Genomic DNA, 17,600 nt, shown 5'->3' with positions numbered 1-17,600 from the left:
AATCATTGCTGGGCGAGCTTTTGTTCGCAAGACGTTTCATGGCATGTTTCATGGGAGCCAGTTTGTTAGCAGTGAGATAAGACATTTATGACATAAAGACGATTTTTTACCGTCCTTGGTAAATCGTCATAAGTGTTCCAGACACAAAAAAACCGCCTGTTGGCGGTTTTTTTATACGTTAAAACTCATCTTGGCAAAGGCTACTTAAGACTTTAGCTTTTCTGCCATTTCAGCGCTGTCTTCAGCATTGGCGTTGTAATGTTCAACATCAATTTCACCTTCTGATTTTGCAATCACGGTCGTTGCCACTAGATCGCCAGACACGTTCACTACGGTACGTGCCATATCCAAGATACGGTCGATACCGGCAATTAGGGCGACACCTTCAAGTGGTAAACCAACGGTGGTCAATACTAACGTTAGCATTACAAGGCCCGCACCTGGCACACCTGCGGTGCCGATTGAGGCTAACGTTGCCGTTAAAATAATAGTGAGATAATCAACCCAGGTTAAATCGATACCAAAAGCTTGTGCAACAAACAGTGCCGTTACGCCTTGATAAAGCGCTGTGCCGTCCATGTTAATCGTGGTGCCAAGTGGCAATACAAAGCTTGAGATTTTCTTGTTAACACCTAGGTATTCGCTAGCACACTTCATACTCGCAGGTAAGGTGCCCGCAGAGCTTGATGTTGTGAATGCCACCGCAAGTGCATTGCTAATACCTTTAAAAAATTGAATAGGATTGAGCTTAGCAAACACCACTAAAACAAAACTGTAGAAGCCCACAACATGCAAGAAGCAGCCAATGTAAACGGCAATAATTACCTTGATTAACGGCATCAACATATCAACGCCATATTCACCAGCTACCCAAGCCATCAAACCAAATACACCGTATGGTGCTAACTTCATCACCATATCAGTCAGCTTATACATAGCCTCGGCTAAGCTCTCAAACACCTTGATGGCAGGTTTGCCATGCTCACCAATCAACACCAAAGCAACGCCTAGCGCGACGGCAAACACAATCACTTGTAGAATTTGCCCATTTGCTAGCGCTGCAATCGGGTTAGTCGGTACGATATCAATCAAGGTTTGCATGATTGATGGTGCTTGCTTAACCACTTCCGTTGTTTCGTGAGCCACCATATCTAAGCCAACACCGGGCTGCATAAAGTGACCAACGGCTAAGCCTACTGTGATTGCAATAGAGGTTGTGCCTAAGTAGAAAGCGAACGACTTGAAACCAATGCGGCCCATCTTTGCAGTATCTTGCATTGAGGTCACGCCGACAATTAAAGAACAGAACACTAATGGCACAATCAACATCTTGATTGTATTTACAAATAGCGTTCCAATTGGTTTCAAGTAGGTCGCCTGCTCACCTAAGCCGATACCCGTTAAAATACCTAACAGCATACCTATCATTATCTGTAACCATAGCGGCACAGACATCCAGCTCGACCACACTTTTTTCACCAGTGAAGGTTGTTGACTTGACATATTTAAACCTTGAAACATTTAAAGGGAGGACTACCAGCACATGACTAGTTCAAAATAACGCGGCAGTTTAGCATAAGCTTTAGAAGTGAGAGATGATCTGTATCACGCCGATAAATTCCATGGATTAGCTACAACAATAACCGCTAACGCACTGAGGAATTCATAATTTTATGCATCAAATTTTGAGGTTTTCACATTTTTAGAGAAATGCATTTGATGAAGTGCTGCGGGAGGCTGATCTCGCTCAATAAGATAGCTCCAATAAGCATCATCGAAACCTGAAAATATCGCTTTACCTTCGGCACGTAAAATCAGCCACCACCAAACGATACCCCAAAGCCCTAGAGTGAGTAACGTCAGTACAAAATGCCACACATGTTTAATCTCTTGTTCCTTTTTCATCGCGACTCCACTTAGATGAGGGCCATAGAAAAAGTCTAGCAGAGTTCGACTTTAGTCGAATAACCATGGTTAGACTTTAGTCGAATAAGAATAGTTAAAAAAATATCTGAGAGGCTTAAACTTCATGTTAAAGTGAGCGAAAAAAGGAACCCGATAGATGATAATTCGTAAAGGTCAGATGGCAGATCTGCAAGCACTGGTTAACTTTAATCAAGCAATGGCAGAGGAAACAGAAAACTTAGTCTTAGATGCAACAACTCTGACAAAAGGGGTCAATACCCTGCTGACATCAGCCGAAAAAGGTTTCTACCTTGTTGCTGAAGTTGACGGTGAAATTGCAGGCTCACTCATGGTGACATTTGAATGGAGTGATTGGCGCGCTAAAGACTATTACTGGATCCAGAGTGTGTATATTCGCCCTGAAAATCGCCGCCAGGGGATCTATGGCAAACTCTATCAAGCCGTTAAAGATATCGCTGCAGAAAACGATGGCGCGGCCAGTTTTAGACTCTATGTTGAAAAAGAAAATACCAATGCTCAGCGCACCTATAGCGCCTTAGGTATGGAGCAAAGCTACTACTTGATGTACGAAGAGAAGTAAGCTTTTATCTAGAAAAATACATATGAAAAAGGCCATCATTTGATGGCCTTTTTGCTTTTTTGACAGCGATACTACATGTAAACGCCTAGCTCACTTCAAAAATTAACCGCAGATGCTGGTTACTTTGATTGCTAAACCGCCCTGGCTCGTTTCACGGTACTTAACGTGCATATCTTTGCCCGTCTCATACATAGTCGCGATAACTTTATCCAAGCTCACCTTTGGTGCGCAGTTACGGCGCATTGCCATACGTGATGAGTTAATGGCTTTAACAGCAGCAATCGCATTACGCTCAATACATGGTACTTGAACTTGGCCAGCAACTGGGTCACAAGTTAGACCTAAGTTATGCTCCATGCCAATTTCAGCAGCCATACAGACTTGCTCAGGGTTAGCCCCCATTATTTCAGCAAGACCCGCTGCAGCCATAGAACATGCCACGCCAACTTCACCCTGACAGCCAACTTCAGCGCCAGAGATTGAAGCGTTACGCTTATATAGCGAACCTACTGCTGCCGCAGCTAGGAAGAAGCGAGTGTACTCTTGCTTGCCAACAGGCTTAATGAACTTGTCATAGTAAGCAAGAACAGCTGGGATAATACCCGCTGCGCCGTTAGTTGGTGAAGTCACTACGCGGCCACCGGCAGCGTTTTCTTCACTCACTGCCATTGCAAATACGTTGATCCAATCAACGATTTCCATTGGGTCGCTAGATAGACGCTCACCCGTTTGTAACTGGCGGTAAAGTGCTGGAGCGCGACGAGCCACTCGTAGCGGACCGGCTAGTACGCCTTCAGTTTGACAGCCTTTTTCAATTGCTTGATGCATGGTTGCCCATACTGCACCAAAGCCATCGTAAATCGCTTCTTCACTGTTAAAACACAATTCATTCTTGAACATGATAGTGCTGATGCTTAGGCCAGTCTCTTTACAGGTCGCTAGTAGCTCATCGGCAAAGTTAAACGGGTATGGCACTTCAACTGGGTTTTCAACTTCTTTGCCAAATTGTGATTCTTCAACAATAAAGCCACCGCCAACTGAATAGTATGTCTTGCTTAATACTACGTCGTCGCCACTGTATGCGTGCAACATCATGCCGTTTTCATGCAATGGTAATGCGTGGCTATGGAAGATAACCGCATCGTGACCAAAGTCGACTAACTGCTTTTCGATGCCCATTGGCAGTTTGTGCGTTTTTTCGACGTCAGCAATAAAGCTTGGGATCCCGTCAATATCTACATCGTGCGGTGAGTTACCACCTAGACCCACAATAATTGCGATATCGGTATGGTGCCCTTTACCGGTTAACGACAAAGAACCAAAAATCTCTACGCTCAAACGTGTCACTTGTTCAAACTGACCCGTTTGACGAACATCATCGATAAACTCTTTGGCGGCCTTCATCGGCCCGACAGTATGAGAGCTCGATGGACCCACACCTATCTTAAAAATATCAAATGCGCTAAACATAAAAACACCTCGGGAAAAAGAGGAAAAACCGGGAGAACTCCTGGCTTAGTCAAACAAATGGAATCATAAAACTTAATGGATAACGCCTAAGCAAGTGCTTAAACATTAAAAAGCCAGGCTATCTCAAAATGCTATCGCATAAAGAAACAACCCAGCTTTTAGCGTTATCTTTTTACATCATACCAAACAGAATCGCAGTCATAGCAAGTAGACCTGCAACCACAACAAAGATGTTGCTGAAACGACCACGGTATGCAGCTAGAGCTGGCACTTTGTGAATCGCATACATTGGCATTAGGTAAAGAATCGCAGCGATGATTGGACCACCTAGCGCTTCAATCATACCCAAAATGCTTGGATTGATAATGGCCACGCCCCAGATAGTGAAGAACATGAAACCTAAAATAAACTTGTTCAGTTTAGAATCAGAAACTTCTTTTCCACTCGAACGTAGTTGCTTAGTGATTAACCCTTTCATGCCTTCAGTCGCACCCATGTAGTGACCGAAGAATGAAGAGATAATCGCAACGAAAGCAATGAATGGACCGAAGTAGCTTACAAAGCCACTTTCATGCACGTTTGCCAAGTAAGAAAGAATTGGCAAGTTCATCGATTTCGCTTCAGCAAGTTGCGCTGGCGATAGTGCTAATACGCATGAAATTACAAACATCATCACGAAACCAACCAACATAAATGTAGTGTTACGTAAGATCACGTCTGCTTTGCGTGCTGCATTTTTACCATGTTCACGCTTCAATGACACAGAGAACTGTGAGATCGCTGGCGAATGGTTAAAGGCAAAAATTAGTACTGGGATAGTCAACCAAACCGTACCTAAGAAGTCTACAGTGTCTGGCACAACTTGTAGCGCATCTGTTTTCCAATCAGGGATCAGATATACAGACATGAATGCTAAAATCGCAACTAATGGGTATACCAATAGCTGAGTCACTTTAAGCATCATTTTTTCACCCGCTACCATCACTGACATCATGCCAAGAATTAATACTCCTGATAAAATGAAGCGTGGTGGCGATGCCATGCCTAGCTGGTTTACAATAAAGCTATCAACAGTGTTGGTAATACCCACACCGTAGATTAAAACGATTGGGTAGATAGCAAAGAAGTAAAGCAAAGTAATTGCCTTGCCCGCACCCACACCAAAGTGCTCTTCCACTACGTGGGTGATGTCACTGCCTGGCTTGCTTGATGAGCAAACAAAACGCGACAAACCACGGTGAGCGAGGTAAGTCATTGGACCGATGATAGCAACCATCATCATTAGTGGCCAAAAACCGCCCATACCTGCGTTAATTGGTAGGAATAAAATTCCGGCACCGACAGCAGTACCGAACAAACTCAACATCCAAGTCGTATCTTGACGTGTCCAAGGCATTGACTTAGTCGTTGCCGTATCATTTTGTACCACTTCTTGTGTACAGATCGCGTCTTTTTGCATTCTTGTTACCTTAAAGGTGCTGACAGGCACCGTTTAATTTTGATCTCAGGAGTAATTTCGCGGTTAAGAGTATCCTAATGCATCCGCTAAATATTGATCTGGGTTCACATTCTGTAATTGATTTTCAAATCGTAATCAAATTGAGAGCTAGATCGCTTATTTGATGTAATAAGTTTTCATTTGTTCATCACAAACGCAACCGAATCGAACCTTAAACTAACATTAAGTTTACGTAAATCATGAAATACTCATGTACAGCCTCTAATCTTGAAAACTTCTGAACGGACATAGATCGCAAAAATACCAATTTACCGACACTGACCATCAACTCAATGTCGGTTTTTGAAGCGTGTCACAGCTTTAAAAGGCAAAATTCACCCTCTTATTAGGTAATCTAATGATAAATTTTGTTAATTTATATTGAACATTAGTTAACCAGCGTTAAATCCATACAATTAATCCTTTTTCAGGCCAATTATTTAATGGTGAAGATAAAGATAAATTACAATAAACTGGTGGGACAAAAGAGTTCCCTACTCGAGAAAAGATAACCAAAATGAAAGACACAATAACCATCATCGTGGGCTCAAAGAATCCCGTTAAAGTGGGTGCGGCTCAAAGCGCCTTAACCCGCCTTTTTCCCGATTGCCATATCGAGTGTCAAGGAGTGCATGCGCCGTCATTAGTGGCTGACCAACCGATGAGTGAAGCAGAAACAAAACTAGGCGCAATCAATCGAGCCAAATATTGCCAGGACAATTATCAAGCCGATTACTATATTGCGATGGAAGGCGGCGTTGACTTGTTTGATCATGGTCCTGCGACATTTGCCTATATCGCAATTGCACATAAAGCACAGGTGAGCGTGGGGCGCGGCGCACAACTACCCTTACCCATGCAGGTTTATCAAGCGTTAACCCAAGGCCAAGAGCTAGGCCATGTGATGGATGACATGTTCAATACGGTCAATATTAAACAGAAAGGTGGCGCGATAGCCTTGCTCACTGAAGGTCATGCAACGCGTCAGGGGAACTATACCCAGGCGATCATTCTTGCCATGGCGCCTATGCTACACCCGCATCTGTACATTAATTAGTCATCGCTTTATTATTTTTATCTTAAGATACTTGATTTTGAAAAGTAGCCCTCGTAAGTTAGGTGTTAATCGCAACTAAACAAGAACTGTTCGATGAATCAAGCTCAAGATAATAGCCCTTGTGTCGCTTCTCAATTACGCCGTCTCTCTAGGCAGCTTATCCGTCAACTAGGCATGTTAAATGCTGCCTGCGGTAATCAGCCTCTCTCCCCAGTTCAAGCTCATACGCTAATTGAGTTAGGCGAGAACACCTACTCTATTAAGCAATTGGCCGATATTCTCAATATCGACAAATCCAACGCGAGTCGAGCCGTCAGCCATCTGGTCGATAAAGGCTTTGCCAAGTCACAATCTAACCCAAGAGACAACCGCAGTTTAGTGGTGCAAATTAGCCCCAAAGGCAAAAAGCAGCTGGCCCTGCTAAATGAGCAGCAAAACTTACAGTTTAATGAAATTATGGCCCAGCTCCCCGCAGAACATATTGCCGAGCTAGAGCTATCACTTAGGCGTTATAACAAAGCTGTGATGCAATCTAAGTCGCAGCAAGGCTATTGCATTAGAAGCATTACAGCCCAGGACAATGAGCAGATCGCCCAGGTGATCCGCCAAGTCTCCGCCGAATATGGCCTAACAGCAGATAAAGGCTATGGCGTAGCTGATAAGACCCTAGATAGCTTGAGTGAGGTTTATCAGGCTCAAAACGCCCATTACTGGGTCATAGAGTTAGAGGGCAAGATCCTAGGCGGGGCAGGCATCGCCCCATTGGCAGGACACGCTGACACCTGTGAACTACAGAAGATGTATTTCTCCACCGAGCTGCGCGGCAAAGGGTTTGCTAAGCGCCTGGCCTTGCAGGCCATCCGTTTTGCTAGTGAGCAAGGTTATACCTCCTGTTATCTAGAAACCACTGCTAATCTTATTGAAGCGATTAAGCTCTATGAGTCGCTAGGCTTTAAGCATCTCGATAGGCCAATGGGTAATACTGGCCATGACGCCTGTGAGATAGCCATGCTGCGTTCGCTGTCAGTAGACGAATCGTTTTATATAAAAGAAACATTAAACTGACGATAAGCTCATGGTTTTTATCGCTAAAGCTTGCTAGCCTCAAGTTAAAGTAGCCTTCGGGTATAAGAGAGTTTTTATGGAATATAGACGTCTTTCGCATTCAAGTTTACATGTTAGTCAAATCTGTTTAGGTACCATGACTTGGGGTGCACAAAACACCCAGGCACAAGCATTCGAACAACTCGATTATGCTATTGGTAAAGGCATTAACTTTATCGACACCGCTGAAATGTACCCAGTACCGCCCGAGGCTGAAACTCAAGGTGAAACTGAGCGCATTTTAGGTCAATACCTTAAACAAAGAGGTAATCGAGAGAACTTAGTGATTGCGACTAAGGTGGCCGCACCGGGTGGTAAGAGTGATTATATTCGCCCAGATATGGCGCTAGATTGGCGTAATATTCATGCCGCCGTTGACGCCTCTCTAGAGCGTCTGCAAATCGATACCATTGATTTATACCAAATCCACTGGCCAGACAGAAACACGAACTTTTTCGGTGAGCTGAGCTATAACCAGCAAGATGAGCACGAGCAACTTACACCGATTATCGATACCTTAGAGGCACTATCGGATCTCATCAATGCAGGCAAAATTCGCTACATAGGGATCTCTAATGAAACGCCTTGGGGCTTTATGGAGTATCTGCGCTTAGCCGAGAAGCATGACTTACCTAAAATAGTCTCAGTGCAAAACCCCTATAATCTGCTCAATCGCAGCTATGAAGTGGGGATGGCTGAAATTAGCCACCGCGAAGAAGTACCGCTACTGGCTTATTCACCGCTGGCTTTTGGCGCACTATCGGGCAAGTACCTTGATAACCAATGGCCAGAGGGTGCGAGAATGACGCTATTTAAGCGTTTTGCACGTTACAACGGTACAGAGCTAGCACTTGAGGCCACTAAAGCCTATGTTGAACTGGCGCGTGAATTTAATATGAACCCAGCACAAATGGCGCTAGCCTTTGTTAATTCAAGAAAATTTGTTGCTTCAAATATTATTGGTGCTACCAATCTTGAGCAGTTAAAACAGAATATCGACAGTATAAACTGCACTATTTCACCAGAGTTGATGCAACGCTTAGATGAGCTGGCGTTGATTTATCGCCTACCTTGCCCATAAAAACAGGCTCTTTTAGCAGTCTAACCTTGCTTTAGGCGCTTAGATCTTACAAGATCTGAGCGCCTTTTTATTTTATCGATAACCTCGGATCGGATTAATGGATCTCTCAACGCTGCGGTCACAATTCCCAACTCTTGCTCAGTCTAATGATGGCTACCCACTGTGTTATTTAGACACGGCCGCCACCAGCCAGAAACCGCAGCAAGTGATTGATGCTATGAACCACTATTATCAGCATGATAATGCCAACGTGCACCGCGCAGCCCACCAACTGTCGGCCCGAGCCACCAGCCAATATGAAGCGGTGCGCGATAAGCTAAAGCAGTTTATTCATGCCAAGCAACGTGAAGAGATTATCTTTACTCACGGTGCCACTGAATCGATCAATATCGTCGCTAATGGCTTAACCAGCCAAATCAAAGCTGGCAGCGTGATTCTAATTGATAGCGCCGCCCATCACGCCAACATCGTGCCCTGGCAAGAGCTCGCCAAGCGCACTGGCGCGATTATCAAGCCGATTCCACTGACGGCAGATTGCCGGCTAGACATTGATGCTTTCGAGGCTTTGTTGACAGAAAAGCCTGCCATCGTGGCGCTGAGCCATGTATCTAATGCCTTAGGTACACGCAATCCGGTTAACGAGTTAGTTGCCAAAGCCAAACACGCGGGCGCCCTCACCCTGGTCGATGGCGCGCAGGCTATCGCCCATCTTCGGGTCGATGTACAAAGTATCGGTTGTGATTTTTATGTATTTTCGGGTCACAAGATGTATGGCCCTACCGGCATAGGTGTCTTATATGGTCGCTTTGATGCTTTAGATAGCTTAAGCCCATTAATGACAGGTGGTGAGATGATAAAAACCGTCAGCTTTGAGCTGACCGAGTTTAGTCAGTTACCTAATCGATTAGAGGCCGGCACGCCACCAATCGCTGAAGTGATAGGTTTAGGCGCCGCCATCGACTTTATTCAAGCACTACCAAAAGAGCAAGTACACGCCGCCGAGCAAGCACTGTTAAACTACCTGCAAGATGAGTTAACCGCGCTTGGTGATGTGGTACTTTATGGCGCTCACCGCGATAATATCGGCGCGGTAGCATTTAATCTTAGCGACGAGCACCATCAGGATGTGGGCATTTTACTCGACCAACAAGGCATAGCGGTGCGCTGCGGCCACCACTGCGCGATGCCCTTGATGCAAAGTTTAGGCTTAAAAGGCTGCTGCCGTGCCTCCATTGGCGTTTATACTAATAAGGCTGATATCGACAGTTTTATCAACGCCATGAAATCGGTAAAAGAGTTGTTGATTTAAAAAAAGGTTCTAGATCCTAGGAAAAGCAGGTTCTAGGAAAGGCCAAGACGGTAAAGATTTAAGCAACAGATGGAAAGACAAAAGCTGAACCGTCTGTTGACTGTATAGCAGGACGAAGCCCGCTCTAGCCGCGAAGCGTTCTCGCAGCGAGTATACGAGCGCTCTAGATTCTGCGAATAAGAAGGTTCTAGGTTCTAGGTTCTAGGTTCTAGGTTCTAGGTAAAATCTAAGACGGAAAGCAAAACCAAACACAGTTTTATTTATTGTTATATTAATCATTCAAATTAGGTCGAGTATGAGTCAGCAAGCAAAGCCCACCCAAGCAGAGTTTTTAGCATTAACACTTGAAAGTGATGCTCAAACGACACTAAAGCTATTTGAACAAGCCGGTAACTGGCAAGAGCGTTATCGTCAGATAATGCTGCTGGGAAAAAGTCTGCCTAAACTCGATGACAGTTTTCGTGTCGAAAGCGCTCAGGTTCGCGGCTGTGAGAGCAATGCTTGGCTATATCATAGTGACATTGATGGTAAACACTATTTTGTTGCAGACAGCGATGCTCGCATCGTCAAGGGCTTAATCGCACTGCTACTGATAGCCTGCAACGGTAAAACCAGCAGCGAAATCAGCGCGTTCGCCCCTGACAGCTACTTTACTCAACTTGGGCTACATGGCCAGCTAAGCCCCTCTCGTACCAATGGCCTACTGGCACTGGCTAAAGCGATAAAGTCTGCTTCGTAAACCAAAAGAGCTTAACGCCATTTCTTCTCAGAAAGATTCGACTTGCCTTTATTACATGCTGCGCAAAGGATCTGCAGATTCTCAATATCCAAAGCCAGTTCAGGATATTGAGAGCGAGGCTTAATGTGGTCTACGTGCATTATTGCGCCTTGGTCTGGCGTAATACCGCAACATGAGCAACGGCTACCGTACTTCATTAAAGCTTCATGCCTCAGCGTATGCCACTCACCTGAACTATAAAAATCTTGCTCAATTGGCTCACTAAAAGGTAGCTCATCACAATCATTAAAAATCTTCGGCTCAGACCCTGGAGCAAGAAATACAGCATGGCCATCGTTCACTTTAAGCCATTTCCATATCGCTTTTAATGCCCCTTTTTCAGTTTTATAAGACGCAGTTCGCCTCCTATCACTTCTAAAAGTAACCGACCACATGCAAAATCCTTTTGTATCAATTAATCTTGCGAACAGGCTAACATTTCACTTATACAAGGGCAAAGTAGCCCTGTACTCGAAAGCACAAATTGTTGGGGGGAGTCTTATCAAAAAGCAATCAATATCAGGAAGCTCATCTCAACATCGACAATGGCTCAAAGGCTAGCTGCTATTAAGCCGATGGAATGCCTTACCCGCCTGCGCTTTTACTACAAAACGCCGGAATTAAAGGCATTACACACACTAAACAGCTTGTCGAGACGCATGCCGACAAACTTACAGAGACAGATTAGCGATGGTCTTTTGAATCCCTACTACATCGGTGCCGCGTTTGAGCTCTTTCACTAGTGGGTCTTTCTGGCCTGAAATCCAAATCTTAAGCTCGGCATCCATATCAAAAGTGCCCGCGGTTTCCACTTCAAAATGGGTTATCGACTTATATGGCACCGAGTGGTAACTGACCTTTTTACCCGTCACGCCTTGCTTATCAATTAAAATAAGCCGTTTATTGGTAAACACGAACATGTCGCGAATAACCTTATAAGCCAAGGTTAACGACTCATCGTCGGCCATAATAGGGCTTAATTCTTGGGTTAACTCCTCAAGGTTAACCTCTGAAGCATTACCCATTAGCGAATCTAATAATCCCATTGCTATTTTCCTTAATAGTGTGTGAGTGTTCGATTCGCCAACTTGTCGACGAACCTAATTCGTTGAGCGAACTTGTCTATTTTCGCCCACCACCATCATTTCACATTTCGGGCAGTCAAACACTAGCTTGAGCACATCTTTACCGATTTCTAACACCATAGGGTCGGCTTTGATGCCTGGTACTTCTTTTGGACAAAGATTGAAGTTAAAGCGCAAACAGTGCTTAGTCACCATTAATGGCACGTCTTCACTAATGCCATTTTTCTCGTAGGTGTCTTGAATTTCAATCACGCCATGACGCTGGTAAAACGCTTTTGCTTGCTCGTTGGCCACATTGCCCAAATAGCTTAAGTGTTTAACCGGATAGACCGCATCTTGATTATATTTCCACGCCTTAGGACGCACATAATCATTCACTCGTGCCAGTTCCAATGCTGCAACAGTGTCACGACGCAGCCCGTTTAACTGTGAAGTTGGAATAAACCAGGTCTGTGCGGTGTCAATGCTGATGTTATGCGCTTTAAAGTCTGTGCTACCAAGCTTTGCTAGTTGCTTACGCAAACCTTGCTGCGTTTTTTCAATATCCGTCGCCGCCGTTTTTTCAACAACTAATGACTGCATTGCACTGTGACCATAAACGTCGGTCATGGTTAGCGACACGCCATCAGCCGTATCCGCTAATACCAGATCAACGCCGATAATACGTTTAGATGACTCTTTAGCCAGTACAGATTCAAAGGCTTGGTTGTGGTTACGATAAATCGTCATGCCAACTTTTAGCTCTTTTGGCATACGTGCCACAAACAGCGTTAGCCCTTCGGCGCGGTTAACCCGCAGGCCCTTTAGCTTGTCATCAGACTGTTTGGCTTCGGCGTAATCACTTGGAAAGAAACACAAGCCATCGCCGTTATTGAATGTCTCATTTGAGGTCACTTCAATATAGTCATTGCCAATACGCTTAACCGTCGCCACTTCTTCACCAATATATTTAGGCGAGCGGAAGTCACTTACGCCCTGGCTGCGCTCATTAACGAAATAATCGGTGCGGCCACGGTTAAAGGTTTTTTCAGGATCAGGCGTAAAAGAATGTTCACAACGTCCGTGAGATGATGCGACAAACTCACTGCGACGCGCCATGATCTTGTCTAACTCTTGACGATAATGTGCTGTAACGTTTTTAACGTAGCTTAAATCTTTTAAACGCCCTTCGATTTTAAATGAGCGCACGCCCGCATCAATCAGGGCTTCAAGGTTGTCAGTTTGGTTATTATCTTTAAGTGATAACAAGTGCTCGTTTTGCGCTAGCACTTCGCCTTGGCGGGTTTTAAGCTCGCCCGGCAAGCGACACATTTGCGAGCATTCACCGCGGTTGGCACTGCGGTTGCTGAACGAGTGGCTCAAGTTACAAAGGCCGCTGTAGGCCACACATAATGCACCATGAATAAAGAACTCAATTTGCATATTGGTGTTAGCAGCGACATCGCGAATTTGGCTTAAACCGAGTTCACGGGCAAGTACCACTTGAGAGAAGCCAACTTGCTCTAAAAAAGCCACTTTTTCTGGGCTACGGTTATCCATTTGCGTACTGGCATGCAGTGCAATAGGAGGCAAGTCGAGCTGTAAGATCCCCATGTCCTGCACGATAAGTGCATCGGCACCTGCTTCGTAGACTTCCCAAATGAGTTTTTGCGCCGCATCGAGTTCGTCGTCCATCAAAATAGTATTGATAGCGACAAACACTTGGGCGTGATATTGATGAGCAAAGGTACATAAGCGCGCAATGTCTTCGACACTATTGCCAGCAGTGGCACGTGCACCAAACGCTGGACCACCGATGTAAACCGCGTCCGCGCCATGGCGAATGGCTTCGATACCATAGTCGGCATTTTTAGCCGGAGCCAGCAGCTCTAGACGATTATTTTGCATCTCTAATGGAGAATGCGTCTCGCCAGTAGGCTTGTCACCAGACTTATCGCTAGGGTTGTAGATGCCAACATTGCTCATAAAAATCACTCAAAAAAGGGAAATACAAATATTTTGGGCGAAGATTATAGCAAAAATGCCGAGCTTTGGCGTTAGCTAATATAAAATCAATTTTTGAGCGATTCGCTATAGGTCGGAGTGGCGATTATCACAGTAGCTAATATCTAAGGGCGATAATCACAGTGACAATTAGCCAAATGCAATTATCACAGTAGCAATTAATAGTGAACCGCTAACCAAATAGTCTCAACCTCTTCACTCGTCCACGCCACACGATGTTTTACATGGGCCGGAATATTAAGATATTCCCCCACACTTAGCTCAACCACTGCACCATCAATAAATTCCAGCCTAGCCGCGCCCTGCATCACCATCACCCACTCGCTGCGGTGTTGATCATACCATTCACCTAAAGGGGTAATATGCGCCTTAGAAATGATGCGTTCAATGAGCACATCGCCTTGCTCCACCAGCGGCTCAAACGCCTCTTCAATTAAGTCTTGTGGTAGTTTATTAAAGATATTGTGCTTTTCCATCCGGCCTCACTTTTGTCATTAACCGCAGCGCTAAGCGACTAGGATAATAATAGGCTACTACGATTATAAAATGGTGCAGATCTCCTCTAGCGACTTTTTCTGCAATGCATGTTCTGGCACGGTCGCATCATCACTTGGATAACCGGCAATAATCAACATATAGGGGCGCTCATTGCTGCTGTCGCGGCCACAGACTTTAGTTAAAAATGACATAGGTTTAGGCGTGTGAGTTAACGTACCGAGCCCTGCGTTATGTAGCGCCTGAATTAAAAAGCCTGTGGCAATCCCCACCGACTCATGTACGTAATAGTTAGCCTTTTGTTCGCCCTCTTCCTCTGAGCGTTTTTGACTAAAAATGGCAATCAACCAGGGGGCATGTTCAAGGTAAGGTTTGTCGGCATTGGTGCCTAGAGGCTTAAGTGCATCGAGCCACTCTTCACCTGCACGACCAGCGTAAAAGGCTTGCTCTAACGCCTCGGCCTCGTGACGAATTTGCGCTTTAATTTCTGGGCTATTAATCGCCACAAAGTGCCAGGGCTGATGATTGGCCCCATTAGGTGCGGTGCCCGCCGCAAGAATGCACTTTTCAATGATCTCCTTAGGCACTGCGCGGTCTGAAAACTTACGGATAGAGTGGCGGCGCTGCACCTCTTTATAGTTTTGTGTCGCGCGCTCGAGCATCTCTGTTTGAGGGTATTCGATAAAATCATTAAGTGGATGATGCGTATCTGTCATATCGGTTCCTTCACTTGCCCTTCAATTGATCTACCTGTCAGGCCTAGTGTGCCTCAACAACCGTTTTTAGCTTAGTCAGTCCTAGGCTTAAGTCATTCTCAATCATGCCCTCGAAGTCCATAAACAGGAACATCAAATTCATCGGGTACGCTAACTGTCCGTCAAAGCCCCATATCACTCGCGTTTGATCTGCAGAAATAGCCTGAGTTTCGATATAGGCCAAATCCGTTGACTCAAAGGGTTTAAAAAATCTCAGCTCATAATCGATTCGCTTATCGTCATCAATACGCATAATCTCTTGTTCACCCACGCCAACGTCTTCTTTGTCACTCGCCCAACCAGCAACAAAGCCCACCATACCGTCTGTGCCGCGGTAGTTTTTTTGCATATCAGGATCCATCTGCGCCCAAACACTAAAGTTATCTTGGTTTTTAAGCAACTTAACGTAATCGAACACTTCTGCAACGGGCTTGTCTATGGTGATTTGCGATGTCACCGAATAATGGTTAGTGACAAACAAAGCCACAATAAATGGCGCAGCGATGACCACTAATATCAAAAGCAGGAATCTTTTCAGCATTATCATTTACTCTTTTTGATAAGAAGCATGACCTATTTATACTGCTGTCGTGCGAGATGAATTAAGAATATACATATTATTAACACAATGACAATTTTGGCTGATTAATTGGGTTAACCTCTCGCAAGCCTCAAGGTATTAAAATAGGCTGGGAGAGGGTAAAAATGGCATAAAAAAAGACAAGCTATACTTGTCTCTTTTCTATGTTCAACTTTCTATTTGTTCTTTCTATTTATGTAAGTTGTTTAAACAAATAGCCGTAATCATTAAAGCCCTAATCTCGCCATCAGCTTTTGGTTTTCAGCTTCGATGTGTTTATAAAAATCACAATCTGTAAGCTTTGATGCGGCGGCTTCATCGATGACTAACACCGCATCTTGGTGCAATTGCAACGCAGAAGCTGGGCAAGCTGCGGTTAATGCCCCTTCCACGGTCGCTAAAATCGCATCAGCTTTATTTTCGCCTGTAGCCAATAACACCACCTTCTTGGCATCTAATATGGTGCCAATTCCCATGGTGATCGACAGGTGTGGCTGATACTCACCCGCGTCAAAAAAGCGCGCGTTATCATCAATCGTGGCCTTAGTTAAGGTTTTTACTCGTGTGCGCGACATCAAACCAGATGATGGTTCATTAAAGCCAATATGACCGTTACGGCCAATGCCGAGTAACTGGATATCGATGCCACCAGCCGCCTTAATTTGCGCTTCATAACCATGGCAAGCTTCAATCGGGTTAGCTGCGTCACCTGGCGGCACAAAAGTGTGTGACTTATCAATATCGATATGGTCGAAAAGCTGCTCATTCATAAAATAGCGATAGCTTTGAGGGTGCGTTCCCTCAAGACCTAGATATTCATCTAGATTGAAAGTGGTGACATGTTTAAAGCTTATCTGCTCAGCCTTATTCGCCGCTATCAAGCCTTGATATAGCGAAACGGGTGTCGAGCCTGTTGCCAATCCCAATACCGAATCAGCCTTTTTCTGCAGCTGTTTAATAAAAATGTTGGCGCCGTATTCAGCAACCGAGGCACTGTCTTTTAATATTACGATTTGCATAAACTTGATCCAATATATGTGAGCAGCAGTTGACTATGTAACATAACTATAACCTCTAATGACAACGCTGTCATTAGCTATTATTTAGGCAAGTGACTCGCTCAACAGAACAGCTCGGAATCAAATGCTATCGATTCAGGTTATAATTGCGCGCTATTATTTGAGGAACATAATCATGACTGCAACGGGTTTACCGACAGAGCAAACACATTGCCACTATGTGATTTATAAGCCCTATCGATATTTAAGTCAGTTTGTACCAGAAAACCGTAAGAGCAAACCGCTACTTGGTGAGCTGTTCGACTTCCCTGAGAACACTATGGCGATTGGCCGACTGGATCACGACTCTGAAGGCCTATTACTGCTCACAACCGATGGGATGCAAAGTCACCTTATCCGCAGTAAAACCATTGAAAAAGAATACTATGTACAGGTAGATGGAGAGGTGACTCAGGCGCAAATTTTGCAGCTTAGCCAAGGAGTTGAAATTGGCATTAGCGGCGGAAAATACCAGACTTTACCTTGCAAGGTTAAACTGCTTGATCCTGAACCTGATTTGCCGACTAGAGGAAGAAAAATCCGCGATGCTCGCCATGGGCCTACTAGCTGGATTTCAATAACCATTGGCGAAGGAAAAAACCGTCAGGTAAGAAAGATGACGGCAGCGGTTGGGTTACCGACTTTAAGACTGGTTAGAGTTAGGATTGGGAATATTAAGCTTAATGCTATGCTTCCCGGTGATGTTATCCCTGTTGCCCAGTTCGTAACAGAACTGTCGTAACAAAACGGTTCACAGCAGCCAATTGACGTCGACTACCGTCTCTATTCATAGCCGCCTCTGTTAACGACCCTCTCCATT

General features: G+C 44.8%; 18 protein-coding genes. 7 read left to right on the top strand and 11 right to left on the bottom strand.

Features of this window, described 5'->3' with window-relative positions:
- Positions 1-204 precede the first annotated feature (204 nt).
- Together ACVBJC_RS17235 and ACVBJC_RS17230 are read right to left on the bottom strand one after the other, a co-directional pair.
- The gene (locus tag ACVBJC_RS17235) at positions 205-1,503 is read right to left on the bottom strand and encodes a dicarboxylate/amino acid:cation symporter (RefSeq protein WP_447162167.1); all 1,299 of its coding nucleotides are present in this window, start codon (positions 1,501-1,503) and stop codon (positions 205-207) included.
- Positions 1,504-1,671: 168 nt separating this feature from the next.
- Entirely contained in the window at positions 1,672-1,905 is a 234-nt protein-coding gene (locus tag ACVBJC_RS17230) for a hypothetical protein (RefSeq protein WP_447162168.1), read from the bottom strand.
- Positions 1,906-2,062: 157 nt separating this feature from the next.
- On the opposite strand from ACVBJC_RS17230, the gene ACVBJC_RS17225 reads away from it, so the two are divergent.
- Entirely contained in the window at positions 2,063-2,506 is a 444-nt protein-coding gene (locus ACVBJC_RS17225; RefSeq protein WP_447162169.1) for an N-acetyltransferase family protein, read from the top strand.
- Positions 2,507-2,608: 102 nt separating this feature from the next.
- Here the strand turns inward: ACVBJC_RS17225 and ACVBJC_RS17220 are convergent, their stop codons facing one another.
- Positions 2,609-3,976 (bottom strand): L-serine ammonia-lyase, encoded by a 1,368-nt coding sequence (locus ACVBJC_RS17220; RefSeq protein WP_447162170.1) that lies wholly within the window; start codon positions 3,974-3,976, stop codon positions 2,609-2,611.
- Between the two features lie 172 nt (positions 3,977-4,148).
- Positions 4,149-5,435: an aromatic amino acid transport family protein gene (locus tag ACVBJC_RS17215; RefSeq protein WP_447162171.1), complete on the bottom strand. Its 1,287-nt coding sequence runs from the start codon at positions 5,433-5,435 to the stop codon at positions 4,149-4,151.
- Positions 5,436-5,991: 556 nt separating this feature from the next.
- Between ACVBJC_RS17215 and yjjX the strand changes: the two genes are divergently transcribed.
- The 5 genes from yjjX (at position 5,992) to ACVBJC_RS17190 (ending at position 10,764) form a co-directional block, all read left to right on the top strand.
- Positions 5,992-6,531, top strand: a complete 540-nt coding sequence (gene yjjX, locus ACVBJC_RS17210) for an inosine/xanthosine triphosphatase (RefSeq protein WP_447162172.1) — start codon at positions 5,992-5,994, stop codon at positions 6,529-6,531.
- Positions 6,532-6,624: 93 nt separating this feature from the next.
- Positions 6,625-7,596, top strand: coding sequence for a bifunctional helix-turn-helix transcriptional regulator/GNAT family N-acetyltransferase (locus ACVBJC_RS17205; RefSeq protein ID WP_447162173.1), 972 nt, complete (start codon positions 6,625-6,627; stop codon positions 7,594-7,596).
- Between the two features lie 76 nt (positions 7,597-7,672).
- On the top strand, positions 7,673-8,716 hold the full coding sequence (locus ACVBJC_RS17200; protein ID WP_447162174.1) for an NADP(H)-dependent aldo-keto reductase: 1,044 nt from the start codon (positions 7,673-7,675) through the stop codon (positions 8,714-8,716).
- Between the two features lie 97 nt (positions 8,717-8,813).
- Positions 8,814-10,025 (top strand): aminotransferase class V-fold PLP-dependent enzyme, encoded by a 1,212-nt coding sequence (locus ACVBJC_RS17195; protein ID WP_447162175.1) that lies wholly within the window; start codon positions 8,814-8,816, stop codon positions 10,023-10,025.
- 295 nt (positions 10,026-10,320) lie between these two features.
- Positions 10,321-10,764 carry a SufE family protein gene (locus ACVBJC_RS17190; RefSeq protein ID WP_447162176.1) on the top strand — a complete coding sequence of 148 codons (444 nt, stop codon included), beginning with the start codon at positions 10,321-10,323 and terminating at the stop codon, positions 10,762-10,764.
- Between the two features lie 11 nt (positions 10,765-10,775).
- Here the strand turns inward: ACVBJC_RS17190 and ACVBJC_RS17185 are convergent, their stop codons facing one another.
- The 7 genes from ACVBJC_RS17185 to nagB form a co-directional block, all read right to left on the bottom strand.
- Entirely contained in the window at positions 10,776-11,198 is a 423-nt protein-coding gene (locus tag ACVBJC_RS17185) for an HNH endonuclease (protein ID WP_447162177.1), read from the bottom strand.
- A gap of 276 nt (positions 11,199-11,474) precedes the next feature.
- Positions 11,475-11,849, bottom strand: coding sequence for a PH domain-containing protein (locus tag ACVBJC_RS17180; protein WP_220759134.1), 375 nt, complete (start codon positions 11,847-11,849; stop codon positions 11,475-11,477).
- A 54-nt stretch (positions 11,850-11,903) separates the two neighbouring features.
- Positions 11,904-13,775 (bottom strand): peptidase U32 family protein, encoded by a 1,872-nt coding sequence (locus tag ACVBJC_RS17175; protein ID WP_447162198.1) that lies wholly within the window; start codon positions 13,773-13,775, stop codon positions 11,904-11,906.
- 275 nt (positions 13,776-14,050) lie between these two features.
- The gene (locus ACVBJC_RS17170) at positions 14,051-14,368 is read right to left on the bottom strand and encodes a cupin domain-containing protein (protein ID WP_447162178.1); all 318 of its coding nucleotides are present in this window, start codon (positions 14,366-14,368) and stop codon (positions 14,051-14,053) included.
- A gap of 63 nt (positions 14,369-14,431) precedes the next feature.
- The gene (locus ACVBJC_RS17165) at positions 14,432-15,103 is read right to left on the bottom strand and encodes a nitroreductase family protein (protein ID WP_447162179.1); all 672 of its coding nucleotides are present in this window, start codon (positions 15,101-15,103) and stop codon (positions 14,432-14,434) included.
- A 43-nt stretch (positions 15,104-15,146) separates the two neighbouring features.
- On the bottom strand, positions 15,147-15,683 hold the full coding sequence (locus ACVBJC_RS17160) for an SRPBCC family protein (protein WP_447162180.1): 537 nt from the start codon (positions 15,681-15,683) through the stop codon (positions 15,147-15,149).
- Between the two features lie 266 nt (positions 15,684-15,949).
- Positions 15,950-16,741 (bottom strand): glucosamine-6-phosphate deaminase, encoded by a 792-nt coding sequence (gene nagB, locus ACVBJC_RS17155; protein WP_447162181.1) that lies wholly within the window; start codon positions 16,739-16,741, stop codon positions 15,950-15,952.
- A 175-nt stretch (positions 16,742-16,916) separates the two neighbouring features.
- On the opposite strand from nagB, the gene ACVBJC_RS17150 reads away from it, so the two are divergent.
- Complete coding sequence (locus ACVBJC_RS17150; RefSeq protein ID WP_447162182.1) at positions 16,917-17,522, top strand: pseudouridine synthase; 606 nt, start codon at positions 16,917-16,919, stop codon at positions 17,520-17,522.
- Positions 17,523-17,600 lie beyond the last annotated feature (78 nt).

This window comes from Shewanella sp. 0m-6 (assembly GCF_052977325.1).
This window is presented reverse-complemented; position numbering and strand designations above follow the sequence as displayed.